At 44.1% G+C, this 25456-nt stretch carries 20 protein-coding genes; 14 read left to right on the forward strand and 6 right to left on the reverse strand.

Annotated elements, in window-relative coordinates; genetic code table 11:
* Positions 1-2: 2 nt before the first annotated feature.
* The gene (locus C6Y39_RS00420) at positions 3-713 is read right to left on the reverse strand and encodes an FFLEELY motif protein (protein ID WP_105929357.1); all 711 of its coding nucleotides are present in this window, start codon (positions 711-713) and stop codon (positions 3-5) included.
* 152 nt (positions 714-865) lie between these two features.
* Here C6Y39_RS00420 and C6Y39_RS00430 point away from each other — a divergent pair, with 152 nt between their 5' ends.
* The 3 genes from C6Y39_RS00430 to C6Y39_RS00440 all read left to right on the forward strand — a co-directional run bounded on the left by C6Y39_RS00430 (position 866) and on the right by C6Y39_RS00440 (position 3037).
* Positions 866-1474, forward strand: coding sequence for an elongation factor P hydroxylase (locus C6Y39_RS00430; protein ID WP_105929358.1), 609 nt, complete (start codon positions 866-868; stop codon positions 1472-1474).
* On the forward strand, positions 1471-2619 hold the full coding sequence (locus C6Y39_RS00435) for an ATP-NAD kinase family protein (RefSeq protein WP_105929359.1): 1149 nt from the start codon (positions 1471-1473) through the stop codon (positions 2617-2619). The genes C6Y39_RS00430 and C6Y39_RS00435 overlap by 4 nt, the downstream gene beginning before the upstream one ends.
* A 124-nt stretch (positions 2620-2743) precedes the next feature.
* Positions 2744-3037, forward strand: coding sequence for a YfcL family protein (locus tag C6Y39_RS00440; protein WP_105929360.1), 294 nt, complete (start codon positions 2744-2746; stop codon positions 3035-3037).
* A 214-nt stretch (positions 3038-3251) separates the two neighbouring features.
* Here the strand turns inward: C6Y39_RS00440 and C6Y39_RS00445 are convergent, their stop codons facing one another.
* Positions 3252-3593 (reverse strand): carboxymuconolactone decarboxylase family protein, encoded by a 342-nt coding sequence (locus C6Y39_RS00445; RefSeq protein ID WP_105929361.1) that lies wholly within the window; start codon positions 3591-3593, stop codon positions 3252-3254.
* A gap of 204 nt (positions 3594-3797) precedes the next feature.
* On the opposite strand from C6Y39_RS00445, the gene C6Y39_RS00450 reads away from it, so the two are divergent.
* The 3 genes from C6Y39_RS00450 (at position 3798) to C6Y39_RS00460 (ending at position 10075) form a co-directional block, all read left to right on the forward strand.
* A complete protein-coding gene (locus C6Y39_RS00450; protein ID WP_240618771.1) occupies positions 3798-8030 on the forward strand; it encodes a hybrid sensor histidine kinase/response regulator in 4233 nt (1410 codons plus the stop codon).
* A 71-nt stretch (positions 8031-8101) separates the two neighbouring features.
* On the forward strand, positions 8102-9409 hold the full coding sequence (locus C6Y39_RS00455; RefSeq protein ID WP_105929362.1) for a short-chain fatty acid transporter: 1308 nt from the start codon (positions 8102-8104) through the stop codon (positions 9407-9409).
* A gap of 108 nt (positions 9410-9517) precedes the next feature.
* Positions 9518-10075 carry an isochorismatase family protein gene (locus C6Y39_RS00460; protein ID WP_105929363.1) on the forward strand — a complete coding sequence of 186 codons (558 nt, stop codon included), beginning with the start codon at positions 9518-9520 and terminating at the stop codon, positions 10073-10075.
* An 81-nt stretch (positions 10076-10156) separates the two neighbouring features.
* Here the strand turns inward: C6Y39_RS00460 and C6Y39_RS00465 are convergent, their stop codons facing one another.
* A complete protein-coding gene (locus C6Y39_RS00465; protein ID WP_105929364.1) occupies positions 10157-11683 on the reverse strand; it encodes an ATP-binding cassette domain-containing protein in 1527 nt (508 codons plus the stop codon).
* A 329-nt stretch (positions 11684-12012) separates the two neighbouring features.
* Here C6Y39_RS00465 and C6Y39_RS00470 point away from each other — a divergent pair, with 329 nt between their 5' ends.
* The 3 genes from C6Y39_RS00470 (at position 12013) to C6Y39_RS00480 (ending at position 15823) form a co-directional block, all read left to right on the forward strand.
* Positions 12013-13401 (forward strand): L,D-transpeptidase family protein, encoded by a 1389-nt coding sequence (locus tag C6Y39_RS00470; RefSeq protein WP_105929365.1) that lies wholly within the window; start codon positions 12013-12015, stop codon positions 13399-13401.
* Positions 13402-13418: 17 nt separating this feature from the next.
* Positions 13419-14513: a YcbK family protein gene (locus C6Y39_RS00475; protein WP_240618773.1), complete on the forward strand. Its 1095-nt coding sequence runs from the start codon at positions 13419-13421 to the stop codon at positions 14511-14513.
* A 131-nt stretch (positions 14514-14644) separates the two neighbouring features.
* Positions 14645-15823 (forward strand): alcohol dehydrogenase family protein, encoded by a 1179-nt coding sequence (locus C6Y39_RS00480; protein ID WP_105929366.1) that lies wholly within the window; start codon positions 14645-14647, stop codon positions 15821-15823.
* Between the two features lie 86 nt (positions 15824-15909).
* Here C6Y39_RS00480 and C6Y39_RS00485 read toward each other — a convergent pair whose 3' ends face one another.
* Positions 15910-16521 (reverse strand): chalcone isomerase family protein, encoded by a 612-nt coding sequence (locus tag C6Y39_RS00485; RefSeq protein ID WP_105929367.1) that lies wholly within the window; start codon positions 16519-16521, stop codon positions 15910-15912.
* A gap of 136 nt (positions 16522-16657) precedes the next feature.
* Here C6Y39_RS00485 and C6Y39_RS00490 point away from each other — a divergent pair, with 136 nt between their 5' ends.
* From C6Y39_RS00490 to C6Y39_RS00505, 4 genes are all read left to right on the forward strand, one after another.
* Positions 16658-17386, forward strand: a complete 729-nt coding sequence (locus C6Y39_RS00490; RefSeq protein WP_240618774.1) for a hypothetical protein — start codon at positions 16658-16660, stop codon at positions 17384-17386.
* A 555-nt stretch (positions 17387-17941) separates the two neighbouring features.
* Entirely contained in the window at positions 17942-18598 is a 657-nt protein-coding gene (locus C6Y39_RS00495) for a FlgO family outer membrane protein (RefSeq protein WP_167390597.1), read from the forward strand.
* A gap of 4 nt (positions 18599-18602) precedes the next feature.
* On the forward strand, positions 18603-19367 hold the full coding sequence (locus C6Y39_RS00500; protein ID WP_105929370.1) for a FlgO family outer membrane protein: 765 nt from the start codon (positions 18603-18605) through the stop codon (positions 19365-19367).
* A gap of 9 nt (positions 19368-19376) precedes the next feature.
* Positions 19377-20102 carry a FlgO family outer membrane protein gene (locus C6Y39_RS00505; RefSeq protein ID WP_105929371.1) on the forward strand — a complete coding sequence of 242 codons (726 nt, stop codon included), beginning with the start codon at positions 19377-19379 and terminating at the stop codon, positions 20100-20102.
* 126 nt (positions 20103-20228) lie between these two features.
* On the opposite strand, the gene mnmC is transcribed toward C6Y39_RS00505, so the two are convergent.
* Positions 20229-22289, reverse strand: coding sequence for a bifunctional tRNA (5-methylaminomethyl-2-thiouridine)(34)-methyltransferase MnmC2/FAD-dependent 5-carboxymethylaminomethyl-2-thiouridine(34) oxidoreductase MnmC1 (gene mnmC / locus C6Y39_RS00510; protein WP_105929372.1), 2061 nt, complete (start codon positions 22287-22289; stop codon positions 20229-20231).
* A 3-nt stretch (positions 22290-22292) separates the two neighbouring features.
* The gene (locus tag C6Y39_RS00515) at positions 22293-23582 is read right to left on the reverse strand and encodes a Kelch repeat-containing protein (protein ID WP_105929373.1); all 1290 of its coding nucleotides are present in this window, start codon (positions 23580-23582) and stop codon (positions 22293-22295) included.
* A 356-nt stretch (positions 23583-23938) separates the two neighbouring features.
* Between C6Y39_RS00515 and fabB the strand changes: the two genes are divergently transcribed.
* Positions 23939-25153, forward strand: coding sequence for a beta-ketoacyl-ACP synthase I (fabB, locus tag C6Y39_RS00520; protein ID WP_105929374.1), 1215 nt, complete (start codon positions 23939-23941; stop codon positions 25151-25153).
* Positions 25154-25456: the final 303 nt, after the last annotated feature.

The following is a 25456-nucleotide window of genomic DNA, read 5'->3' on the forward strand; positions in this document are numbered from 1 at the left end:
CTTCAAACAACAGGTAACGGGTTATCTTCAGGTAACGTCAACTCGTCACTCAATAACGTCTGCATTATCGCCTTTTCACGTACCAACACCGGCTGAATAAAGCTTTGTACATCACCTAAGGCTTTGAACGCATCGAACCCTCGTTCCAAAAATTCGTGTAGGGCAAGCAAGCCTGCAAGCTTTGCAGGTCTCCGCGATAGAGAAATTAGCATACCTATACCACGAATTTTTATGACATCAGCAAGTTGATCGCCCAAGTGTGAAATTATATCGATTTGATGTGTGCGATCGTCGATTCTGCCAACGTGTCGATAGGCGAGCGCATAGTTATCGCGATTGATGGGTTCGTTAGGAAAGTGAGCTTGCAGGTACTGAGCCATCGCCATATCTAAATCAAACGACAATGCATTTAACGATAGCGCATCGTCCATGGCGTTCATGGCTTTATCGGGTAGTACTTTTGCGAGTTTTGGAATAACGCGAACTAAGTCAGCGTCCCGTTGGCTAAAGTCTTTTGGGCCATACAACTCATCCACAAAAAACGCCATGGCTTTTTGATAACGCTTTTGCTGGGCTAAATCGTCGTGAGTAACCAGCAAACGCTCACATTGCCAATGCTGCAGCTGATGAATGATAGGCATTACGCCCAGTTGGTTAGCCAAATCACGAAGGGCATTTACCCGATGGATATGTTTAATAATCTCTTGCGCCAAATGACAAACTCCCTATAACGTTGGCATAACTCAATTTTTGTAAACCTAGATTGACCTAAGCAAGCGTGGCTTTCAAGTGAGAAAGTGTTGTTTTACTGGTATACTCTGCCGCCATTAGTTTAGCTCGCTTATTTAGATTTTTAATTAACGTAATGAACAGTCAAAGTAGTCAGTCAGTATTGAACAATACCCTTGAAAATGAGCCCGCTTATGCACACAAGCTAGGTTCTGAAAGAGACAAAGACGTTCCCACGTTAATATCACTATTTAATAGCACGTTTGAAGATTTCAATACACGCTTGGTTTTAGGCGATGATGAGCCCATTTACATTCCTGCTGGTAAGGATAAAAGCTACCATCAAATTGTCTTTGCCCACGGTTTCTTCTCAAGTGCGCTACATGAAATTGCCCATTGGTGCATTGCGGGTAAAAAGCGCAGGCTTTTAGAAGATTACGGGTACTGGTATTGCCCAGATGGACGTAATGAAACTCAGCAGGCAGATTTTGAAAAAGTAGAAATCAAGCCACAAGCCATCGAATGGGCGTTCACCGAAGCCGCCGGCAGAAGGTTTCAGGTGAGTACCGACAATTTGAACGGCGCAGAGCCCGACAGAGAAGGTTTTACTAAAAATGTTGCAGCACAGCTAGCACGTTATAAAGCCGATGGCTTTCCGCCTAGAGCTGAACGCTTTATCAACGCCTTAGAAAATACGTTTTGCAAAAAGAAGCATGATGACGCCCCTGGAGCAGATGCAGCATGATAAACAACGATTCTGACCGCCCAGCCATTTTTAAGCTTGGTGTTCTGGTAAACCCTTTTGCTGGAATAGGTGGGGCTCTTGCACTTAAAGGCAGTGACGGCGCTGAAATTCGTGAAAAAGCACTGGCCATGGGGGCAGAGCAAAAAGCCAACGAAAAGATGGCTAAAGCACTTAGTATTCTTGAAGCATTATCTGGGCAATTTACCGTAGTAACAGCGTCAGGCGAAATGGGCGAAACAGTTTGTGAGTCTCTAGGGATTCCTTATGAGGTAATCTACACACCTAATACCGAGCAAACCGAAGGTGAAGATTCAGAACGCGCTGCAAAAGCCATGGTAGAAGCTAACGTTGACCTGCTTCTGTTCGCAGGTGGCGACGGCACTGCGCGAAATATCTGCAGCGTAGTTGGTACGCAGGTACCTGTGTTAGGCGTGCCTGCGGGCTGCAAAATTCATTCAGGCGTTTACTGCGTATCACCGTCAGCGGCAGGGCAGGTAGTAAGCCAAATGATCGCTGGTGAGCTGGTGAGCGAGATGGACGCCGAAGTCCGTGATATTGACGAAAATGCGTTTCGCGAAGGGAAAGTCATTGCTAAGCATTACGGTGAAATGCGGGTACCGGCCGAGTTAACTTACGTTCAAGCCGTAAAAATGGGCGGCAAAGAAGACGAGGCGCTAGTGTTAGACGACATTGCCGCTTATGTGAGTGAAATTATGAGCGATGAGCCTGATACCTATTTTGTTATGGGCTCTGGCTCGACCGTAGGCGCGATTATGGAATTCCTTGGCCTAGACAATACCTTGTTAGGTGTTGACGTAGTCAAGCAGGGTGAAATAGTGGCAAGTGACGTGACTGCTAGCGAATTGATAACGCTAACCCAAGATAAACCGACAAAAGTCATTTTAACGGTTATTGGCGGTCAAGGGCATATCTTGGGCCGTGGTAATCAACAGTTAAGCCCAGCGTTTATTCGTCAAATTGGCAAACAAAACATGCTTGTTGTCGCCACTAAGCAAAAACTACAGGCATTAAATGGCAAGCCGCTTCGATTAGATTCAAGCGATGCTGCCCTCGATACTGAATTAGCGGGCGCGTTTACGGTTATTACAGGCTACAAAGATAAAGTACTTTGCCAGGCTGTTTAAAAGCAAAAGTAAGACAACCGAGGACGCGATGCGTTTATTGTCAGCCCGTTTCCATTTTAAATTTAAGAAAATAGAAAGCTGAAGATTAAGAGCTGATATCTAAATATCGAAAAAGGAGTATGAAGTGTTACCACCTGCTGCAGCACCAGAACATGTCGTTAAAGCGATTGCAGAGATAGAGGCAAGCCTTGACGACGTAGTTAATCACGGTAGCGACGACGAATTGTTTATTGCAAGCTATCTGCAAGGGCATTTCGCTGTAGAATCCCGTCAACTGGAAATGCGAGAAGATGCCTCCATAGCCATGCTCAATGATAAAATGGTGAAAAGCTTAAATGAAGCGTTCGCCAATAATGAACTAGAAAGCGAAGACGCCAAACAAGTAAAGGCGCTTTGGGATAGGTTAGTCGCGATTTAAATGCGGCTTTCCTTTGCTTCTCTCAACTGGTTGCTTTTGTTCCGCTTCTTCTCAATCCTTTGTCCTTTACAATCCATTACATCTTTATTTTTCGCTGTCCTTTTTAATCTATCAAACCTTAGTGTTCAAAGCATGAACTCGCTGTAATACGTACGCTTGTTAAAAGAGTAAATACAGGGTCGAAGATGTTTTCGACCCTGTACGTTATAGCGAATTAAACGCTAAATTCATCAAACGCACGAAGTGCATCTGCCGCGTACATAAAAGATGGTCCACCGCCCATGTAAACTGACATCCCGCATACTTCTTCGATTTCTTCACGAGTCGCCCCTAAATTGACTAACGCTTTCGCGTGAAAACCTATACAACCGTCACACCGTGTGGCAATACCAATGGCAAGAGCAATAAGCTCTTTCGTTTTTTTATCTAACGCGCCGTCAGCGGTTGCGGCTTTAGCCATGTCGGAAAAGCCTTTCATTACCTCTGGGACACCTTTCTTAACTTCGCCTAAGTAAGGGTTTAGGCTTTCTGTAATCTCTTTATATGATTTGGTCATTCTAAATGCTCCTGCTGTTTGTCGTTCATTTGAAAACAAGTAATAAACCTTTAAAGCGTTATGTTAAAGCGTGGTTTTTGGTTCACTATGATACAAGTCAAAGCTTTGTTCTTTTTATTGTGAAATACGTCTTTGGTAGAATAGATAAGGGTAAAAAGATACTCTAAGGTTTATCAAGCTTTATCTAGTAACCGTTTTATTATTTTGAAAATTATCACAAGTCGTGGAATGGCGAGTTACCTGTCTTCATTAGTCTGCTTTTTTACAGCGGCCATTTACGCCCTTACCAGCTTTGCAAGCGCCTCGCCGTCTGGCTCTGACACGCTCATGAATGAATATTCTGTAGAGCTGTTGACCGCCGAAGACGGCTTTGTATCATCTGAAATTTATTCCATTATTCAAGACCACCAAGGGTTTCTGTGGTTTGGAACTGCAGAGAACGGAGTAATGCGTTATGACGGAAGAAAAATAACGCTATTTGAGGCGGATAATAATCACAGTCAAAGCTTATCCCACAATGACGCCGGAAATTTAATGCTAGATGCTAATGGTGATATATGGATTGGCACGTGGGGCGGGGGGCTTAATAAATATGTGCCAACCACAGGTGAGTTTTTTCGTTATTTAAACGATAACACTGACTCTACTTCTTTGTCTTCAAACCGAATTCAGTCACTGTTTAACGACCTAACAGGGCAACTTTGGTTTGGTTCTTATGATCAAGGCTTAAATAGATATTTAGGCGACGGAGAATTTGAGCGGGTTAAACATATTCCTACAGACGAAACGAGTCTTTCTCACAATCGTATTTGGGACATGATCGATAATGATGAACATACTATGTGGGTTGCAACAAGTTTTGGTTTGAATTTGCTAGATAAACGTTCCTTAACTGCCCAGCATTTTTTTCCAGATCCCCAAAACCATACCGCAACAGGGGCAAACGAAATTCGAAGCTTGCTTAAAACGTCGTCTGACCAATTCTACGTTGCAACCCAAGAAGGCCCCTTTTTGTTTATTGCGGAATCAGGTGCTTTTATTCCTCAGAAAAACCTCGACGGCAAGAGCCTAGGTCAGGTGAACTCCATGATTGAAGACCATAACGGTACGGTATGGTTTGTAACGACTCAAGGCCTTTTTCGACATACTGGCAAAGGCAATATCGTTGAACAAGTTAACTTTGGTTATAACAACGGTCTTCGCATTATTTTTGAAGATCATACCAAAACTAAATGGATAACCAGTGAAGTCCACGGCATCTTTAAATTGGCTCCAAGGCGAAACATCAAGCAAATTAATAGCGACTCGCTGGCCTCGCCAAACGGTATTCAACGTGATGAAAATGGTGATATTTTGATTGTTACGGCTAACGCCGATATCTACAAATGGGATGTGGATACTAAGACGTTAGAACAAGAGTATACCTCGGTATTCGAGGGGCTTGAGGGCTACGAAAAACAGGGGGTTATAGAGCGCCCGATTATAGTGAGCGACGGAAATGGGGTTTTGTGGGTTGCACAAGATAATTATATCGCCCGGGTTGACCGAAAAAGTGACGAGATAAAACACATCACTTTCCCACAAACGGATAGAAACTATCGCCAATTTACAGAATTCAGATCTCTCGCTTTGGATGACAGAGGTAGGGTTTGGATTGGAACCTACAAGCACGGTGTATTTGTTTACGACGAAAAAGCCGATGCGTTTCGTCATCTTACGGTTGAAGACGGACTTTCACACCCAGAAACGCACATTATATACAAAGACCGCGAAGGCAATATGTGGGTGGGAACAGGGGGCGGTATCAACCTATGGTCTTCTGAAAAAGAACAGTTTATCCCCTTCAAAAGCGCAACAAATCAGCAAAATGGTCTGCTAGGCAATATAGTGGAAGATATACATGAGACGAAAAATGGGCAAATATGGGTAGCCACCCAAATGGGTCTTAATCGCTATGTGCCTAAAACTAAAGCATTTGAATGGTTTGATGAGAGTAAGGGGCTTCCATCAAATTTAATCAGGGCAATCGCTGACGGTGACGACAATCAATTATGGCTTACCACCAATAAAGGTATTTTTCTATTCAACCCCGATACTCAACAGGCGTTAAGTTACAATAGTGAGACGGCTCTCGCAGGTAAAAATTTTTATTCGAATAGCCTCATCAAAGCATCCCATAACACCTTCTTTACCAGCAGCCAACGTGGAGTCGAGTACTTCAGTTATTCAAACGTGCAAAACGAATTCGTAGACTCCAACATTGTTCTTACTGGCTTTAACAAAATGGGGGAGGCGGTAAGTTTCAGCAAGCCCATGTCTTACGTCCAGGATATTTACCTTTCTTATGAAGACGACTTTTTTTCTCTGGAATTTGCTCACTTAGACTTTTCTGCTCCCAAGCGCTCTCATTTCGCCTATAAGTTGGAAGGTTACGATGAACAGTGGATTGATATCGGCAATCTCAATAATGTCTCTTTTACTAACTTAAATGGTGGCACTTATACCTTTTTGGTTAAGGCAATGAGGCCTAATGGTGATTGGGGCAAAGAAGTGCTATCGGTAAATTTACACGTAGCTGCCGCCCCTTGGAAAACATGGTGGGCTTATAGCTTTTACGCGGCTTTTCTTCTTAGCATCCTAGTTTTATTCGTATACCTAAGAACGCGACTGCAGCAAAGTGAAATTACAAAACAAAAGCAATTTGTTCAGGCACTCGAACAACAGGTCTCAGAGAAAACCGCCTCTTTAGAGACGCAAGCAGAAGATTTGAAACTGGCCTTACAACGAGCTGAGGAAGCTACAAAGTTGAAGTCAGAATTTCTAGCCAACATGAGTCATGAAATTCGGACGCCCATGAATGGAGTAATTGGCATGTTGGGCTTGCTCAAAAGAAGTAACCTGACATCTGAACAAACTCAACGTCTCAACATTGCCAGTACAAGCGCTCATTCGTTACTGGTACTTATCAACGATATTTTAGATTTTTCAAAAATTGAAGCTGATAAGCTCGAAATAGAAACTGTCGAATTTGATGTGCGTGAAGTGATAGAAAATATTGCGCGTTCTCTGGCGTACAATGCGCAAGAGAAAGGGTTAGCTTTGGTCGTTGATCTTTCAAAAGTGAACGTTGCGACGATTAAATCCGATCCAAACCGAATTCAGCAGATAATTACGAATCTACTCAGCAATGCAGTTAAATTTACTGATAATGGCGAGATACGTATTAAGGCAGAATTGATCCCCCACGATAAAGGTGAAACCGCAGCATTATGCATGACCGTTGAAGATACGGGGATAGGTATACCAGATGCAAAAGTCCCGCACTTGTTTGATCTTTTCACTCAGGTCGATGCTTCCACTACAAGACGCTACGGCGGTACGGGATTAGGGCTTAGCATTACCAAAAAACTCTGCCAGCTATTGGGTGGGGATATCAGTGTTAAGACCGAAGTAGGCAAGGGAAGCTGTTTTAGCGTTGTGTGCGAAGTTGGTTATGACAAAAACAGCGAATTAAATAGGCCCACGCTAGCTAAAAGCCATATGTGCTGCTTAATCGTTGATAGTAACGCCTCTACTAGAAAAGCAATGCAAGCCCAGCTTGAGCGTTGGGATGTTAGTGTCTTATGTGTCTCGTCGATAGACGAAGCTGTCACGGAACTTTCTCTGATTGATGATGATCATCAAGAGCATTCAGCGCCATTGATTGACGTTGTATTCTTAGATAAATCTACCGAATCAACTGCCGTACATGGATTTTTTCAAAGCCTTCGAAACGCTGAACGTACGAAGCACTCAAGAATCGTTTTAATGACGCTAATGGCCGATATTGATGCTGCTAGTGACATTAGCAAATTCGAAATTGAAGCGAGTTATCCTAAGCCACTTGCAACATCAGATCTGCTCTCTGTACTACAGAAAACGAATTTTAATAGGGAAGTAAGTAGCCATCCTGATACCGGCCCTGTTCAAATTACTGCCGATGATTTTGAGCCTAAAGCATCGCTTATTGATCAAAATAGAGCTGAGTCCGACCTATCCATGAAAGATGTGGCCAATATATTATTAGTAGAAGATAATGAAATTAATCAAGTAGTTGCTACTGCTATAATTGAAAGTGAAGGGTATTGTGTAGATGTAGCTAAAAATGGGGTTGAAGCCATAGCGATGCTTACTCAATCGAAGCGCGGCAGCGAAGCCTACAAAATTATTTTTATGGATTGTCAAATGCCTGAAATGGACGGATTTGAAGCCACACGGCTTATTCGTGAAGGGGAAGCTGGTGAGCGTTACAAAACTATTCCCATCATTGCTATGACGGCAAATGCCATGCAAAGTGACAAAGAAAAGTGCATGAAAACTGGCATGGATGATTTTTTGGCGAAACCCATTAAGCATGAGGAAGTTATATTTACGTTGAAAAATTGGCTTTCAAAATAGGATTTGATACTCGCTTACAGTCAAAAATACGGTAGTATGCAACAAGTTTTTAACATGTAGTGAGGGCGTTAATGTTAAGCCGTGTATCAAAACCTTTTGTAAAACTTGTCGAACGTTATCTTCCAGACCCTTACATATTTGTACTTTTACTGACGCTTGTTACCTTCGCATTTGCCTCATCTATTCAAAATCAATCAATATTAACGACTGTTCAGCAATGGGGCGATGGATTTTGGGGCCTGCTTACGTTTTCAATGCAAATGCTATTGGTGTTGGTAACCGGCTTCATGCTGGCCTGTACGCCTCTTGTAAAAACAATGCTTGAGCGGCTTGCGAGCGTAGCCAAAAGCCCTGGAAGCGCCATCGTATTAGTTACTTTAGTATCGCTTATTGCAAGTTGGATAAACTGGGGCTTTGGGCTGGTAGTAGGGGCGCTTTTTGCCAAGGCCCTGGCTAGAAATGTTTCAGTAGATTATCGGTTGTTAGTGGCAAGTGCTTACTCGGGTTTTATCGTTTGGCATGGCGGTTTAGCGGGCTCTGTGCCGTTAACCATTGCAACGCCAGGCCACTTTTCCGAAGCACAAATTGGCGTAATTAGTACCAGTGAGACTATTTTTAGCAGCTTCAACTTACTGTTATTGGCAATCATGTTTGTGATTATTCCCCTAGTTAATCGGTTAATGTTACCGCCTGAGTCTGAAAGCATTATTGTCGATAGCGCAAAACTACAAGACGATGCTCTACCTCCAGCAACAAACGAGCGGCCCGCGGACAAACTTGAAAACAGCAAAGTGCTTGGATTATTCGTAGGCTTTGCTGGGCTAGCTTACCTTGTGAATTATTTCATCGAAGGCGGTGGGCTGAATCTCAATATTGTAAATACGCTATTTCTTTTCCTCTCCATTGTCCTTCACGGTTCACCACGCAATGTACTGCACAGCTTGCAACAAGCTGTGCAGGGGGGCAGTGGCATTGTTATACAGTTCCCATTTTATGCCGGGATCATGGCGGTTATGGTGCAATCAGGATTAGCGCAAACAATGTCGCAGTGGCTAATTAGCTTTGCATCTGCCGAGTCGTTACCTGTGTGGAGTTTTATCAGCGCAGGCGTTGTTAATATCTTTGTGCCTTCGGGTGGGGGCCAGTGGGCAGTGCAAGCTCCAGTAATTTTGCCTGCTGCCGCTGAACTGGGGGCCGAAATAAATAGAGTGGCCATGGCGGTGGCGTGGGGCGATGCGTGGACCAACCTGATTCAGCCGTTTTGGGCGCTTCCCGTACTTGCCATAGCGGGCCTGAAGGCCAAGGATATTATGGGCTTTTGTTTAGTTCAGCTTATCGTAACTGGCGTTATAATTTCGCTGGTTTTGCGGTTCGTTTGAGAACATCTACTCTAGATACTGAATGAAATAAAAAGTGATTCGGCGCCGTCAAATACAGTGAATTAGTTTGAATATTACGGCACAACCAACAGTTAACTAGTGTGAAATATGCATTTAAACGAAGAAAAAGTAGGGTTGTTGATCGTAGATATTCAGGGCACTTTGGCTCGAAGAGTCAGCGATAGCGAAGCAATGATATGCAAAACCGCAAAGCTAATACAATGTTGTAAATTGCTTGATATTCACGTAGTCGTGCTTGAGCAAAATCCTGATGGCTTAGGTGGAACGGTCCATGAAATTGAAACTCATGTTGCAAGCGACCCTCACTTTAAGAAGTTTGCTTTTAATGGTGTGGCGGGCATTGACCAGTTTTCTTCTGAAATATTGGCGTACATTGGCAAAAAAGGATTAAGCCGTTGGCTGGTTGTTGGAATTGAAGCGCACGTATGTGTTTATCAAACGGTAGTGGGCTTGCTAGAAAATGATTTCGCTGTGGAAGTAATACATGACTGCATTTCTTCCAGAGAATCTTCTAACGCTTTGCTAGCCATTGACAATATGCGTGAGCGAGGCGCGCAAATCAGCAGTTTTGAGATGACAGTTTTTGAACTTTTACAATCAAGTCGACACCCCAAGTTCAGGGAAGTATTAGCGCTGATCAAATAAAGACACAACGTGAGTAAGGCACACAGTCGCTGCTACTTGTTAAGCAACCACCTGAAAGACCAAATTTTCTAATATTAAGTATTAAACGTTATAGTCTTTCATATTTAACGTGTTGAGAATGCTTGGTATACGCTCTTCTTGATTGTGATTGACATACAAGAGTGTGCTGGTGCCAGCCTTAGCCAGTATATCGATAAGCTTAAGCACTTTTTGGCGGTTAAAGTCGTCTAAGCCATTGCAAGGTTCATCCAAAATAAGCACAGCGGGGTGCTTAACCATAGAGCGTGCTATTAGCACTAATCGCTGGTCACCGAACGACAGAGATTGAAATGGCGTGTTCTTTTTCTGTTTCAAGCCTAGTACTTCAAGCCACTGTTCTGCCACCGTGCGCTCTGCTAGGGTTGGGCGGGTGTACAGTCCAATACTGTCGTGGAAGCCTGAAATGATCACGTGTTCAACACTTGCATTCACCTTGTACTGCATGTGCAACGAATTCGACATAATGCCAATGTGCTTTTTAATGTCCCATATGCTTTCTCCCGTCCCTCGTTTTATGCCAAACATGGTTAGGTCGTTGGTATAGCAATGGGGATTGTCACCGGTGAACATTTGAAGCAAACAGGTTTTGCCTGAACCATTGGGGCCAGTGATCTGCCAATGCTCATTTTTGCTAAGCGTAAAGTTAAGCTTTTCAAAAACGGTACGATCATCGAAACGCACGAAGCCGTCTTTAAGCTGAATTAAGGTGTGAGGAAGTGCATCTAACTCACTGTTCAGCGCATCAGAGCTTTGGTCGTTATGGTTTGGGGCATCGGCGTGTTTGTCTTTAGCGTTAAGCGCTGCAGGAACATCGATATCATCAGACCCTAACGCAAACCACGTGCTCAATTCTGAGCGCAAGTCGTCATAGTTAAGTTCGCCTTCAGATTTCCACGTAATGCCTAACTCATCCATAACAATCAACTGGGCTTGCATGTTTTTAGGAATATCTGCGAGTTTATTGGCGGTAAGCACCAATGAGGCCTGTTGCTGAGAAACAAGAAAACGACTAAATGCGCTAATAGCTTCAACATCTAGCCCTTCAAAGGGTTCATCAAGCAAAATAATAGAGGCATTGCTTAACCATGCCAGCATGATAATAACCTTGCGGGTTTCACCTGTGGAAAGTGAAAGAAACGCATTATTAAGCAAATGCTCAATTCTTAAAGTGGCAGCAAGCTCGTTAAAATAAGGATGATTTTGATAATCCTCATTAGTGCGTTCGAATAGTTCGCGAACCTGCGTTGGCTCAGCTATTACGTCTAAAATATCCGCACTGTCTTTTTGTTTTTCTTCTTCAATTATCGCTTGTTGTTTAAAAACCGATACTTCTGCAACAACCGAACTGCATTCACGACTACCGCTTACTACTTTTCCGTTACCAGCAAGGGCGGAAATTAAGAGTGACTTCCCGCTGCTGTTTCTACCTGCAATAAGGTAGTGCGATGGTGGTTTTTCATCATTTATTGCTAGCGAAAATGCAGGGGTAATGTATTGATTAGGAAGCTTTGTTTGAAATTCGGAAAGATACAACATTAATGATAGTGAATGGATATGATGTAGAGCTATTGTGAAGTTTTCTGATTACGTGTCAATGGTGAATAAGTCTTTCTGAAGTCTGAACCAGCTGGTAAGTTAGTCTTATGTGCTAAGCGCTACTATGGCCAAACCTATTCACCCACACAGGCTTGGTTTGTAAGATTTACGGCTATTTTCTAACCTTTTCCCATAAAAATCTTACTGAAAAGCTGAATTACCTACACATAATATTTCTACTATCTAAATTTTGATTATAACTAATATTTAAATAATTGTTATTTATCAATGGTTTGTTTTTTAAATTCTTTGGCACTTGTTTTGCGACGTTATGCTTGTGTGTATTTTCAAGGAAAAGAAAAATGGAAACCGATCATCGAGCCGCCAAGCATACTGTTCAACTGCGCAAGAAAAATCAACGAAGAATACTTTCTTTCGGTTGCTTTTCAACGACCGAAAAACGTACAAGCGGCATGGCAAAAAGGCTAATCGTTGCAGCTGCGTCTTTTTGGTTACCATTTGTCGGCGTTGCTTCTACCGTTTCCACTTCAACGCCAAAAGCATTGGAAGAGGCTAGTAATACTTCAGCCTTGCAAACACAGTTAAAGCAAATGAAAAGTGCTTATGCGTTTTATTCTTCTATTGCACAGCAAGGTGATTGGAAACCTTTGGATGAAGACTTGCTTCTTAGAGATGGCGCGCTACGACTGGCCGCCGCTGATAGTGAAACCATCAACAGTGACGACAGAGAACAAGCTATAACTGCGCTAGTCTCGCGGTTAGGCAGAGAATACACTTCATTAGACACAAGCTGTACCCACGCACTAAAAGCGGTTTCGTCTACGCCATGTGTTTTCAACGAAAATGTTGAAAGCGTAGTAAGAGAATTTCAACGACGTCATGGCCTTCTAGTAGATGGTGTAGTTGGAAAAAATACCCTCGCGGCACTTAATGTAGCTGCAAAAGAGAAAGCCCAACAGCTAGCACTTAACATTACGCGCTTAGAAATGTTTGAAGAAAAAGACAGCGACGCTTACGTCTTGGTCAACATTCCCGAGTACCGACTTCGCTATATTAGTAAAGGTGAGGTGAAAGCCACTAAAGATGTGGTAGTGGGCAAACCAAGCTGGGCTACGCCTTCATTCAGCGACCATATCGAAAAATTTGTTGTTAACCCAGAATGGCGAATACCGCTTTCAATCGCGACAAAAGAGATCGCACCCAAGGTAGCCGACAACCCTAAATACTTAGAAGAAAACAATATTGTTATTCGCAAAAATAGTTTTGTTGATGAAGAGCTGGTTGACCCTAATACAATTGATTGGGAAAACATGAAGCCCTATCAGTTTGACCATTTTTTAGTAAAGCTTCCCAACGAGAAAAATCCCCTAGGTAAAGTCAAATACCTTTTTCCAAACCGCCATGCTGTTTACGTGCACGATACGCCATACCAGCAGTGGTTCAAGGAAACCAACCGCGCAGCGTCTCACGGTTGTATTAGATTGCAAGACCCTTTCTCACTAGCAAAGTTAATTGCAGAAGAGCAGGGCGTAGAAAGCTTGATGGATAACGTTATATCAGCCCGTGATTTAAGGCAGTCTAAAACTTTTCACCTTAAAGAGCCCCTTCCTATTCATTTGGTGTATTGGACGGCATGGGCCGATGCAGACGGTAAAGTGAACTTTAGAAACGATATTTATCAGCGCGATAGACGCGATGCCAAGGCACTTACACAAGTCGCGTCTTTGTAACATAGGGTAAATAACTGATGATGGTATCAAAATCTATGAAAATGATAATGAAAAGCTTAACGGCTACGATAGCGGCATTCGCATTTCTTTCGACCGCGCACAGTGCACATGGACATACAAACACACAGGGAATAGATGCAAAAAGCGTCGAAATGACTCAGGAAAAAGTTTCTCAAGAAATTACTCAAGCTGCGCCTCATGAGCCTGTTGTAGTTGAGGACACCGCCCATCTAGAAGACGCTGAATTTAGTCTGAAAATTAACAACATAGTAGTACCTTATAACGTCTTTTCTTTATTCGTGTTGCCTAATGAAATCACAGAGCTTGAAATCATTTACCCACAACCGAATAAAACCTATCAGCTGTTTGAAAATGGCGTAATGTTAGAAAAAGCCGAACCGATGACGTGGCAATGGCAGGCGAAAGACTCTCCTGGTGAGCAGCATCTAGAAATAAGAAGCGAAGATGGACAAGTTAATATGTCGTTGAATGTGTTTGTCATGGTTCCTGCGGAGCAAGTCCAAGGGGGGCGCCTAAAGTATTATCATATTGGGCCGTATCCAGATGAAAGTGAAATTAAAAACAAAGATGTTTATGTTGAGCCTGAAGGCTTTATTGAAGTAACCCAAAAGAACCAAGAATTATTGTTGTCTCCCCATTTCAAATTAAAGGAATTCACCAGTAAGCAGCGCTCTGGCTACCCAAAGTTTGTGTATTTACGTCCGTCTCTTCTTTTGAAGCTGGAAATGCTAAGGAGGGAAATGAATATGAACGACATCAATGTGTCAAACATGGTGATTATGAGCGGTTACAGAACACCACAATATAATAAGGCAATCGGCAACGTTAAATTCAGTCGGCATGTATATGGCGATGCCGCCGACGTTTTTGTAGATAATGACGGAAACTACAGAATGGACGATTTAAACAATGATGGAATGGTAAATATCAAAGACGCTGATGTTATGGCAAGCATGGTAACCGAGCTAAATAAGCGCAGTGAATATAAGGGCTTGATTGGCGGATTAGGCGTGTACGGACCGAAACCACATCGAGGTCCATTCATTCATATTGATACCCGTGGGATTAAAGCGCGATGGAGAAAGCCTTAAGTACTGTAAATTTAATGTTCTGCGCAGGTTTTTAAACATATAGCTCATTCGCGCAGCAACTTTGCGTGAGCGTCAGGCATACGTTATTTTGGGCGTATCAATTGTTATTAATCCTAAACATAAGAGAGATCATGAGTATTACTAGCTTGCTTGGTGATAAGCAAAGGTTCGATGTAAAACCTGGTGAAACGACAATGAAGGCTGTGGTGACCATGGCGAACGGTGGTTATGAGCAGTTAAATTACACCGATGTTCCCATGCCGAAACCACTCGCTGGCGAAGTGCTAGTTCAGGTTTTAGCCGCAGGGGTCAATAATACAGAAATTAATACTCGATTAGGTTGGTATTCTTCTAAAGTCACGCAAGGCACTGACGCGTTGGAAGAGAACGACGAAGAGAAATCATGCGCAGCAGAAGAGTTGGATGGTGGGTGGAATGAACAAACTCCTTTTCCATTTATTCAAGGAACTGACTGTTGTGGTCGCATCGTGGCGGTTGGAGAAGGTGTGGACCCTGCACGTATCGGAGAGCGAATTTTAATCCGCTCCTGCATACGTAAAGATTCTTGGAACTCATTAGAAAATATTTGGATGGCTTCAGATTTCGATGGTGCTTTCGCCCAGTACGTAAAAATAATGGCAAGCGAAGCGTTCGCCGTTGAATGTGATTGGTCGGATGCCGAACTCGGAACCATACCCTGCGCCTATGGCACCGCAGAAAATATGGTACATCGAGCTGGCGTTTCTAAAGGAGAGCATGTTTTGGTGACAGGTGCATCAGGTGGTGTGGGCTCTGCTGTGGTGCAGTTAGCTAAACGTCGTGGTGCCGAGGTTACCGCTGTTGTAGGTAAAAATAAGATGGACGTGCTTAAGGACATAGGCGCAGACCGTGTTATCGAGCGTGACAGCGACTTAGTCGAAGTATTAGGAGAAAAGTCGGTTGATGTAGTTATCGATAACGTCGCGGGCGACGGGTTCACTCAAATGTCCGTAGTAATGAAACGTGGTGGTCGCTATGCTTCCTCAGGCGCTATCGCGGGGCCAATAGTAACTCTCGACATGCGCAATTTTTACCTTAAAGATCTTACCTTTATTGGCTGCACCGCATGGGATGAGCCGGTTTTCCCAAATCTGGTTTCGTATATTGAGCGTGGTGAAATAAGACCCATGCTGGCTCAGACCTATCCGCTAAAAGAAATTATAAAGGCGCAGAAAGGCTTCTCTGAGAAAAAGCACGTGGGTAAAATTGTGTTGCTGCCACCTGAGCAGACAGAAGCGCAAAAAACGTATATTGCTAAGTTGAATCGCTAGCTCGGTACTGGAAGAAAACGCGCGTGAATGGCAAATGCATAGCATATGGCGACGCTAACCGCATTTGCCTTGCACCTATAATTCGCCTAGTTTACCAAAATGTTTTGTACTAAATCTTCAGTGTTCACGATAGGGTCTTTGCCAAACCATATGGACCACAAGGCGTCTGCCAACGCTTGGTTTTCAGTTTCGACAACTAAGGTATTGTTGAAAAATACATTAAGCTTCTTTTTAGAAAGTCGTGATAACGTAAGGGTGGAATGCTTTTCTACTTCATCCTGAAAGCCAGAAGATAGTCTTTCGATATCTTGTTTAATCTTACTCAGGTCAGAATCAGCGTTATTTTGTTCAATGCCTTGCATGAGGGCTTCTTCTATTTGCTCTCGTGTCACATCCCTCAAGAACTCTAGTTCGATGCGCTGTTGTGTATTTGCATTCAAGATGAAGGTGATAAGCGAATCTTTATTAGGGAAAACACGTTGAGGCTTTTCCATGAAATGGCTCAGTCTGTAGACGTTAAAGAAAAAGCGTTTTTTAATTGTTGTACCACTCAATGTAAGGGCACCAGGACTGTTTATTACAGTGTTTTCACCCAAATCGTTATGGGTATATGACGAATCAGTCGCCGCAACTACCGACAAAGAAAACCAAGACATAACTAAAAAACTAAAAACGAGGCTAAAAATTACTTGCGACAAAACTGTTCCTCTGAAAAAGCTGTTGAAATAGGTAACAAGGGTAATACTGATATCGTTAATTACAGTTAACGACTACTTACGATCAATTTCGATACTTTCTCAGTACGAAGATAAATAACAAAAAATAGAGATTCTCTTGAAGTTTATACGTTTTCTTCTATTCGTTCCCTTTATTATTACTTTGAGTAAACAAAGTCATGCAGATTACCTGCAAGGCTGTGATGATCCCGAGTACCTAGAGTATATCGAGCAGCGTTTTGCGTACCTTGAATCAAGGAATCGTCGATTGCTTAATGATACACTGCAAGATTATCAACGAAGTTTGTCGAACAACAGCAACCCATACAAGGTGCTGAATAGCTTAAGCCGGCACATAAAATATAGCGCGCAGTTTGAGCCTATAGAGGTAGCAGAATTGAAGATAGAACGCGCATTCGACTATGCAAACAAAATGAGCATTGAACAACAAATTGCGGGCGACGTTTACGATGGCTTTAGCAGTGAAAATCACTACGTAGATATCGCAAGGGCATGGATTGCCTACCGAACAGGCAACGTAGAGAAAACATTCAACGCCCTTCATAATTCAATAAATGATATAGATTCTGCGTTGCTAGGCGCTTTTGGCCCAGACTTCGACTTGGTGCGCCAACTTTATAACGATGGGTATGTTGAACCGGTAGTCACATACATTAAAAAAACTGAATCGTTCTGGACTGGAAAACGACCGGATGCACTTCGTGGGGCGTGGCTCGGTATGATAAACGCTGGCTGCAAAATACAGTTTGACTCTATTGATACGATAAAAGCTGAACAGTTAGGCATTGGCGCTATCAACGTTCAAAAAGCGCTCGGTCTGGATTGACAGCAGTATTCAATAACGAGTCATAAAAGCGCAGCATCTTCATTCACGCCATTACAAGCCCCGCCATTAAAAGCTCAGCGTTATTTGCAACTTAGCTATCGTTTACGAAAAATCTATAAAACAGCATTCGCTCGAAGCTGGAAGGATGTCAATAGAGCCGTTGACCACAAAGTTCAAAGATATCCCCAAGGTGGAAAATGTCAGATAAGAGCGGCATGTCATTCGGCAAAAGCGGCAACAAGTTTCCGTCTTTTTCGTCGGTTAAATCAATCTCTTCTCTAGAAAGATTGCAGACTATCGATTTGTGTAGGACCTAGCTATGCATTCAAGCACGCATAAAAGTTAAAGATATAAGCTTGCCACAGGAAGGTAGTCCGTTATCGAAATTACCTATGTTTAAGTAGCTACATTGCTTGGTGCGATTATTGCAATCCAGCGTTTAAAATGATTAATAAAAATGTCAGTCTTTTAGGCTGCGTAGCGGTTAACATCGGCTTTTGCGTATTTAGGCGATGATAATTTGACGTTTTTTAGCGGACATATCTAATGAATCGTATGATAAATAATGCCTCTCACGCTTTTTTGACAGGAAGTATTAGCGGATTAGTAAAAGTGCTGTCTTGTGCCGCGCTTTACGCGGGCTTGCTTGCGGGTTGCTCTACGCTTGAAGAGCCAAAAAGCCAGTTTTCACAAACCAATACCGACGACATATCAGCGCTTGGCAATGTGGAATATCATACTTACATGTTAGCCAACGAACTTTTTGCTGATGTGGGGCCAGCGCGTCAGTCTCGCTATGCAGTAGTCGGCTTCGTGCCTGTCGATAGCATGAAATACAGTGCCGACCATCAACATCCGTTAATGTTGTTGGGCCATCAGCTTGAGCAGGGAATGATTACTGAAGCTACGAAAAGAGGCTTTTCTACTCAAGAATTTAAGCTTTCGAACGATATAATTGTTAGTGACGAAAGCGACAGAGTGTTAACACGCGATATCGACCAGTTGTCAAATATTGAGCGTGTCGATTTTTACATCACCGGCACCATGGTGTATCAAGAATCTGGTGCGGTGGTTAATGCTCGAATTATTAACGCTAGAAATAAAAACATTGTCGCTGCGGCAACACGTTTTTTCCCGGCCGAGTTGTTTTGGCGGGAAGAACAGGTAACAACCCGAAACGGCAAGTTATACAGAACCGAAGGTACGAGGTAACCCCATGAAAAGACGAAATCAATACGCGGCGCTTTCGCTTTGTGCTTCACTGCTCAGCGTTAGCGGGTGCTCTATGATGATGGGGGAAGAAGAGGTAGCCGAACAAGCGCCTCAGCGCCCGGCTATGAATGTTATTGATATTACTGCCGCCGACCGTGCTCCTGCTAAGCCAGTTGATAACACCAGTGACGCCCAGTCGCAGGGAATGGATGCTTACGGCGCTATCGGTCAACCCCCGTTGTATTCAAGCGTACAGGGCGCGTACAAGGGCCGACCTCTAACCAAGCATATTGGCGACTATGTGAAGAACATGACGCAAGATTTAATTGCCAATATGGAATATGTGAGCAACAAAACACCTATCGGTGTGACCCACTTTGCTTTACTAGATACCGACTTACAAAAAACGGATTTGCTTGGTCGTCAGATGGCGGAATCGTTCGTTCACGAACTGCATAAATTCCGCGTGCCTGTTATCGACTTCAAAGCAACCGAGTATATTCGCATTACTGACGACGGCGACTTTGTATTGAGCCGCGATTATTTAGAATTGAGCAGCAGCCTGCCTATTGAATACGTGTTAACCGGAACAATGACCAAGCATCAAGGTGGCGTGTTAGTTAACGCACGTATTTTAGGTATGGAGTCAAGGGCTGTAGTGGCTACGGCACAAATGTTAGTGCCGTTTTATGTAGTAGATGCACTTATTCCAAGTGACGGAAGCCAGCGAAATGGCATGCGTGATGGCGTTAAACTAAGTCGCGGCTAGGAGCTCACTATGGTGTTTGTGAAGAAGTTAATCCCGAGTGCCTGGCTTGCAGTTGGCGTTATGCTAAGTGGGTCTATAGCTGGGTGCACTAGCACAGAGTCTATAGGCTCGTTTTGGCTAGGTGAAGACGGTGAAATTACACATGACGCCGAACCTGTTCCCGTGCCTAACCGTTCAGGATTAGTTTACACTCCCGACTCGCGAGACAGGCAATACCAGCAGCACGTGGAGGTAGAGCCGGGCTATAAAGACCCGTTACACCACGGCTATGCACCAGCGCAAACTCATAAGCGTTTAAATGATTACGCCTCGCAGCTAGCGATGGAGTTAATGGACAATGCTACCCGTCTTACGCAGCAAGACATGGTGGGTGTGGCGAGCTTTGTTAGGCTTAATCAGTCGTTGAGTGATAGTACTGTGCTTGGCAATCAGCTTTCAGAGTACCTTATTGCCGAGCTGCAAGATTTTGGGTTAGCGGTGGTTGACTTTAAACTTGCAGGCGGCATCACTGTAACGCCCGTTGGCGATTTTGTACTCACTCGCGATGGTACGGCGCTCGCTAAGCAGGTTGAAATGGATCATGTTGTAACCGGCACCATCATTGAAGATGACAGAGGTGTTCGCGTAAACGCGCGCATTGTGTCGCTGGAAAATAAACAAGTGGTGGCAAGCGCTAACGTATACATACCCGCGTTTATCGTGATGGATTTGAATAAAGTGGCTAGCGTAAACTAGCCATTTATTGCCATCTTGCTCTGTTATCGAAATCGAACTCTTTTCATGTTTGCTTAAAAATCTCTAAACATCCGGTCTTTTTTTGTCTGGGCAACAATAGCATTTACAGGAAGACTTCTCCGCTTATTAACTCTGACGTCTAATCGCTTCTCGCGTCATAAAGCGGCTTGTGTTCACTGCATTAAGCAGATCGTTGCTTAAAGGAAGTGGTTCTTTGCACAAACTGCTCACCAAAACTTCTGCCATTAAAGGCGCTGTGGTTAACCCTCGTGAGCCCAAGCAAGTAAGGGTGGAAACTACACTATTTGGCAATACTGGCGCGCTGGTTAACGGCTTGCCTACGCCTAACATAGTGTAGTCTTCTTTCAACGAATCAAAATCATGTAATGCACCTACAACAGGCTGGTGGTCTGGCGAACCCAAACGCGTTGCTGCTCTGGCTTTACCGTCGTGTTGTAATGCCTGAACTATGCTGGTGTTTGCCAGTGCCTGTTCGTGTGTAGCAAGGTTCGTTTCAGTTTCATCGCTTCGCACATCGGTGCTTAAGTCGTTTTTAACGTAAGTTGAACCCAAGGCGTGTCGACCGTCGAGCGCAGGCGTCATATAGCCCTTGTGGCACAACACGGTGTTGAGCTGTTCAATCGGCATTTGGGTGGGGATAGCTTCAACCTGACCGCGAACAGGGCGAAGAGAAAGGCTGTCAAAATCGCCAGCGTTTACCGCACCTGCGCCAAGGGCAAGGATAAGGTGATCGGCAGTAATAACTTCTTCACTCTCAGCGCTACCTAAGTTAAAACGAATCTGCACCCGCTGCTTTGTTGTCTCAATTGCCTCATGAGATACATAGGTATGATTGGGTTTCAGCTCGAGTTTGCCACATTGAAGAGCCTCTTCAATCATGGCAGTAACTAGCTGAGGTGGAGAAAGCCATCCGCCGAGGCCAATGTATAAGCCTGAGTAGGGCAGGGGCAGGTTAGCGATATCGCTCACTTCTTTGCTGTCGACGGGCTTAATCAAAGCTTCAGGCCATACGTCGGCCGCGGCTAGTTTACTTTGACGCTCTGCTACTTTGTCGTTAAAGCTTAATTGAATAACGCCACAAAAATCATGGGCAACGTCGGTAAGATTATTGGCTTTCGTATACTTAATAGTATGGTCGTAAGCTTGCCTAGCATACAAAAAGCTGTGCGCCTGAATACGGCTGGCAATGCTTGCTTCGCTGTGAAGCTGCGGGTAAAAACCGCCTTGAGGGTTGCCAGAAGCGCCGCTTGCAAGGGTGTCACCGTCAAAATATAACGTGGTGCTAATGCCCCGTTTTACTAAAGCAAGACATGCTGAGGCTGCAGCAAGGCCAGAGCCCACCACTGCGACTTTACTTGTTTTATCTATATTGCTGTTAGCGTACCTGTAATAGGGGCCAGTTGGCAGGCGAAGTTTATGCTGCACGTTCTCGTTGTCTTGGCTGAAAACGCCGGTCAGCATGTCGCGCTTACGGCCAAAGCCATTGCGTTTTTTTATGGTAAAGCCCACACCGGCAAGCCCACGCTTTACGATGCCCGCAGCGGTAAACGTGCCAAAGGTTGTGCCAGTTTTTGACAAACGAGCCATTTGGCTAAATAGAGCATCGGTCCACATATCAGGGTTTTTGCTAGGCGCGAAACCATCTAAAAACCAAGCATCGATTAGGCCTTCTACAGGTGAGTGCCACTGAGGTAGAAGCTCGTGAACATCACCAATCCATAAGTCGAGGGTGGTTGAGTGACTATCGAAATGCAAGCGATGGCACCCTTCAAGGCCCATAGGGTAAAGTGTTGATAGGGCATCCGCTTCGGCTTTAAGGGCAGGGAAGGCCTCTAGTGCACGCTGCATATCCTTTTTAGGCAGTGGAAACTTTTCCGTGGTAATAAAATAAAGGTGCCTAAGTGGATGATCTGGATTCGCTGCCTTAAATTTGTTAAAAGCATGCATGGCAACCAAGAAATTCAGCCCAGTCCCGAAACCTGTTTCGGCAATGACAAAAGTTGGGTTGCGCCACTGTTGCCAGCGTTCAATAAGGTCGTTACCCGCAACAAAAACGTGTTGGGTTTCATTAATGCCGCTGTCGTTAGAAAAATAAACGTCGTCAAAATGGTCGGCGACAGGCGTACCGCTCTCATTAAAATGAACCTGTGCATGCTTAGATTTCACTGTTTATTTTGCTCCGTATATGTCGTTTTGGTGTTGGCACTTTGAATTGGAGGCACTTTTCACTACTTCAACAGCTTGCCCATCTGATGCTTGTATTGAAACGTCAGAGCTAGCTTGGCTTTTTGATAAACAACACACTTCTTCGAGTGTGGAAAAGTGCGAGATTACTTTACTGGTCACGTGCTGTGCGCCAATCATACCGCCAATGGTGATCCAAGTACCGTTAATGTCAATTAACCCGCGGTGATCCATCGTAGGTGCTTCAGCTTCTGTTTTTGGTATAGCCCAGGTTTCTTTCGCAATATCAAAGGTCCATATGGCGCCATCTGCAGTTGAAGGTTTACCGTTATAGCCAATGCCATTGTAGTTGTACGGATTAGTCGAACCGCCTACAAAATAGATTTTATTGGTGGCCTCATCGCCCGCAGCGGCCATGCGATAGCGCGCAGAACCTGTTGGATGCTGAAGCGTACGCCAATCAATCTTGAAAGGGTTTTCCTCGTCAATTTTACCTTTAAAGCAGGCGGTTTCCGCAGCAAAACTACGCCGTTTATTACTGTGGGGTGTTACTGAGACGCCGTCACAAATTACCATAGTGTTGTTGACGATGCCGCCAGCGTGCCCAAATACTGGATTACCCAAGAATGGGCTCGCCTGTTGCCATTGGCCGGTTTGCGTATCATAAACCTGCACAAGATTTACGTTGCCATCGTTATGCCAGCCTGAAACTAAGTACACGTAACGGTCTTGGTAGACTAAAGCAGTTGCATCATCAACTGGCACGGGCATCGGCGCCAGTCGCTCATACTTCGTCGTTGTTGGTGAGTATTTATAAACGTCTGGCGTACTAATCTCGTTGTGATCTTCATCAACGGTGTAACCGCCAAAGATATACACGCTGTCCTTAACGCCCACAGCTACTGATGCCAAACGACCTTTTAGCGTTAGGCTTGATGGAACAGGGGGGAGAGCTTGCCATTGCGGCGCATTATTACGCTTACTAGAATCGTCTTCGTTAATAACAAGTTGCCAAGCTCGGTTATGCACATCTTTAAAAGTTTTGCCTACACCCAATCCCATAAAACTGAAGATATATTGTGTGTCTTCTATGAAAACAGACGCTACGGCATTATTTGAAACTGGTTCTGGTAGGGCTGGAAGGCTGATGGGCGCAGCTGCTGCTGAGACAGTTGCTGTAGCAGCAATGATGAAGGCAGAGAGCACGAAAGAAAATTGGGGTACCGCACCTAGGAAAATGCGTAGAGCAATAGTTTTTGGCTTTTTAAATAACACAGTAATCTTCAGTTTCTATTTAAATTTCGAACGTTTGGCCGCGTATTCTACCTGTCACCTTTTTGTTTTTCCGCAAAAGTTTACGCTCAAGTTATTTTGAAGGTTTTGTGACTGTATAAATTAACGCTGGTCATCACCCAGTGCATTCGTGCTACATTGGTATTGTTCAAAGAACGATGTCGGCGTTAGCGAGTTAAGAATAAAGGGCGAGCCATCTTTTTAAAAATAAAAGCCTGCAACCGAAAAAGGTAATCAGTGGCCAATGCGATGTCATTTAAGTCGCTGCAATTGGCAGAGCAGACCACTTTACCATTCAAAATCGTTACCATAAGCCGCAACAACGCAAAGGGTAAACTATGAGAAGAGCAGTTATCACCGGTCTTGGTATCGTATCAAGCATCGGCGTAAATAAAGAAGACGTACTTGCTTCACTAAAAGCGGGTAAGTCTGGAATTACATTTTCAGAACAGTTCGCCGAAATGGGCCTTCGCAGCCAAGTTTGGGGCGACATCGATATCGACTTAAAAGAGCACATCGACCGTAAAGCAATGCGTTTTATGGGCGATGCGGCAGGCTACGCATACGTGGCAATGCAGCAAGCTATTGCAGACTCTGGACTAGAAGAAAGCGACATTTCAAACGAGCGCACAGGTATTATCGCGGGCTCAGGTGGCGCGTCTTCTGAAAACCAAGTGCTTTCTGCTGATATTCTTCGCGAAAAAGGCGTTAAACGTGTTGGTCCATATATGGTTCCTCGCTGTATGGCGTCTACGGTATCGGCTTGCTTAGCTACACCGTTTAAAATTCGCGGCGTGAACTATTCCATTGCCTCTGCTTGTGCCACCAGCGCCCACTGTATTGGTAACGCGCTAGAGCTTATTCAACTTGGTAAGCAAGACGTAGTATTCGCCGGTGGCGGTGAAGAACTGCATTGGTCACTATCAAGCCAGTTCGACGCGATGGGCGCACTAAGCTCTAAATATAACGACAACCCTGCTGTGGCATCACGTACTTATGACGCAGCACGCGACGGCTTTGTAAGTTCTGGCGGCGGCGGTATGGTTGTTGTTGAAGAACTAGAACACGCGCTTGCACGCGGTGCTAAAATCTACGGTGAAGTAGTAGGTTACGGGGCTACATCAGACGGTTTTGACATGGTTGCACCGTCGGGTGAAGGCGCAATTCGCTGTATGAAGATGGCAATGCAAAACATCGATGCACCAATCGATTATTTGAATACCCACGGCACATCAACGCCAGTAGGCGACGTGAAAGAACTTGCTGCTATTCAAGAAGTGTTTGGTCAAGCGGGCGTACCTATTAGTGCAACCAAGTCCCTGACAGGTCACGCTCTTGGCGCTGCAGGTGTAAACGAAGCTATTTACAGCTTACTGATGATGGAAAATAACTTTATTGCGCCATCAATTAACATCGACACGCTGGACGACGCGGCCCAAGGCTTAGATATTGTTACACAAGCACGTGAAGCAACGCTAAACACTATTATGTCTAACAGCTTCGGCTTTGGCGGCACTAACGCAACGCTGGTTATGCAGCGATACAACGGTTAAATAAAACCGCTTGAATTAGTAAACTTTTTAGCTTTATTTAAGAAGTTTCAAAAAACAAAAAGGGCGTAAACCTGAACACCATGAGTGTTTGTGTTTACGCCCTTTTTTATTGTTTTTTTATTGTTCTCGTCTATAGCTTTCTAAAGTAAAGATTGCGAACACGACCGTTAGATATTCTGAAGCCATTCACCTCACCGTGAACATCGCGCTCGAATAGAATATCGCCAACGTGTGAGCTAAAAAAATCACCTTTGACTGGCGCAATATAATGGTCGCTTAGGTAGTGATGAGAAATTTTGATTT

This window comes from Alteromonas gracilis (assembly GCF_002993325.1).
Taxonomy (GTDB): Bacteria; Pseudomonadota; Gammaproteobacteria; order Enterobacterales; family Alteromonadaceae; genus Alteromonas; species Alteromonas gracilis.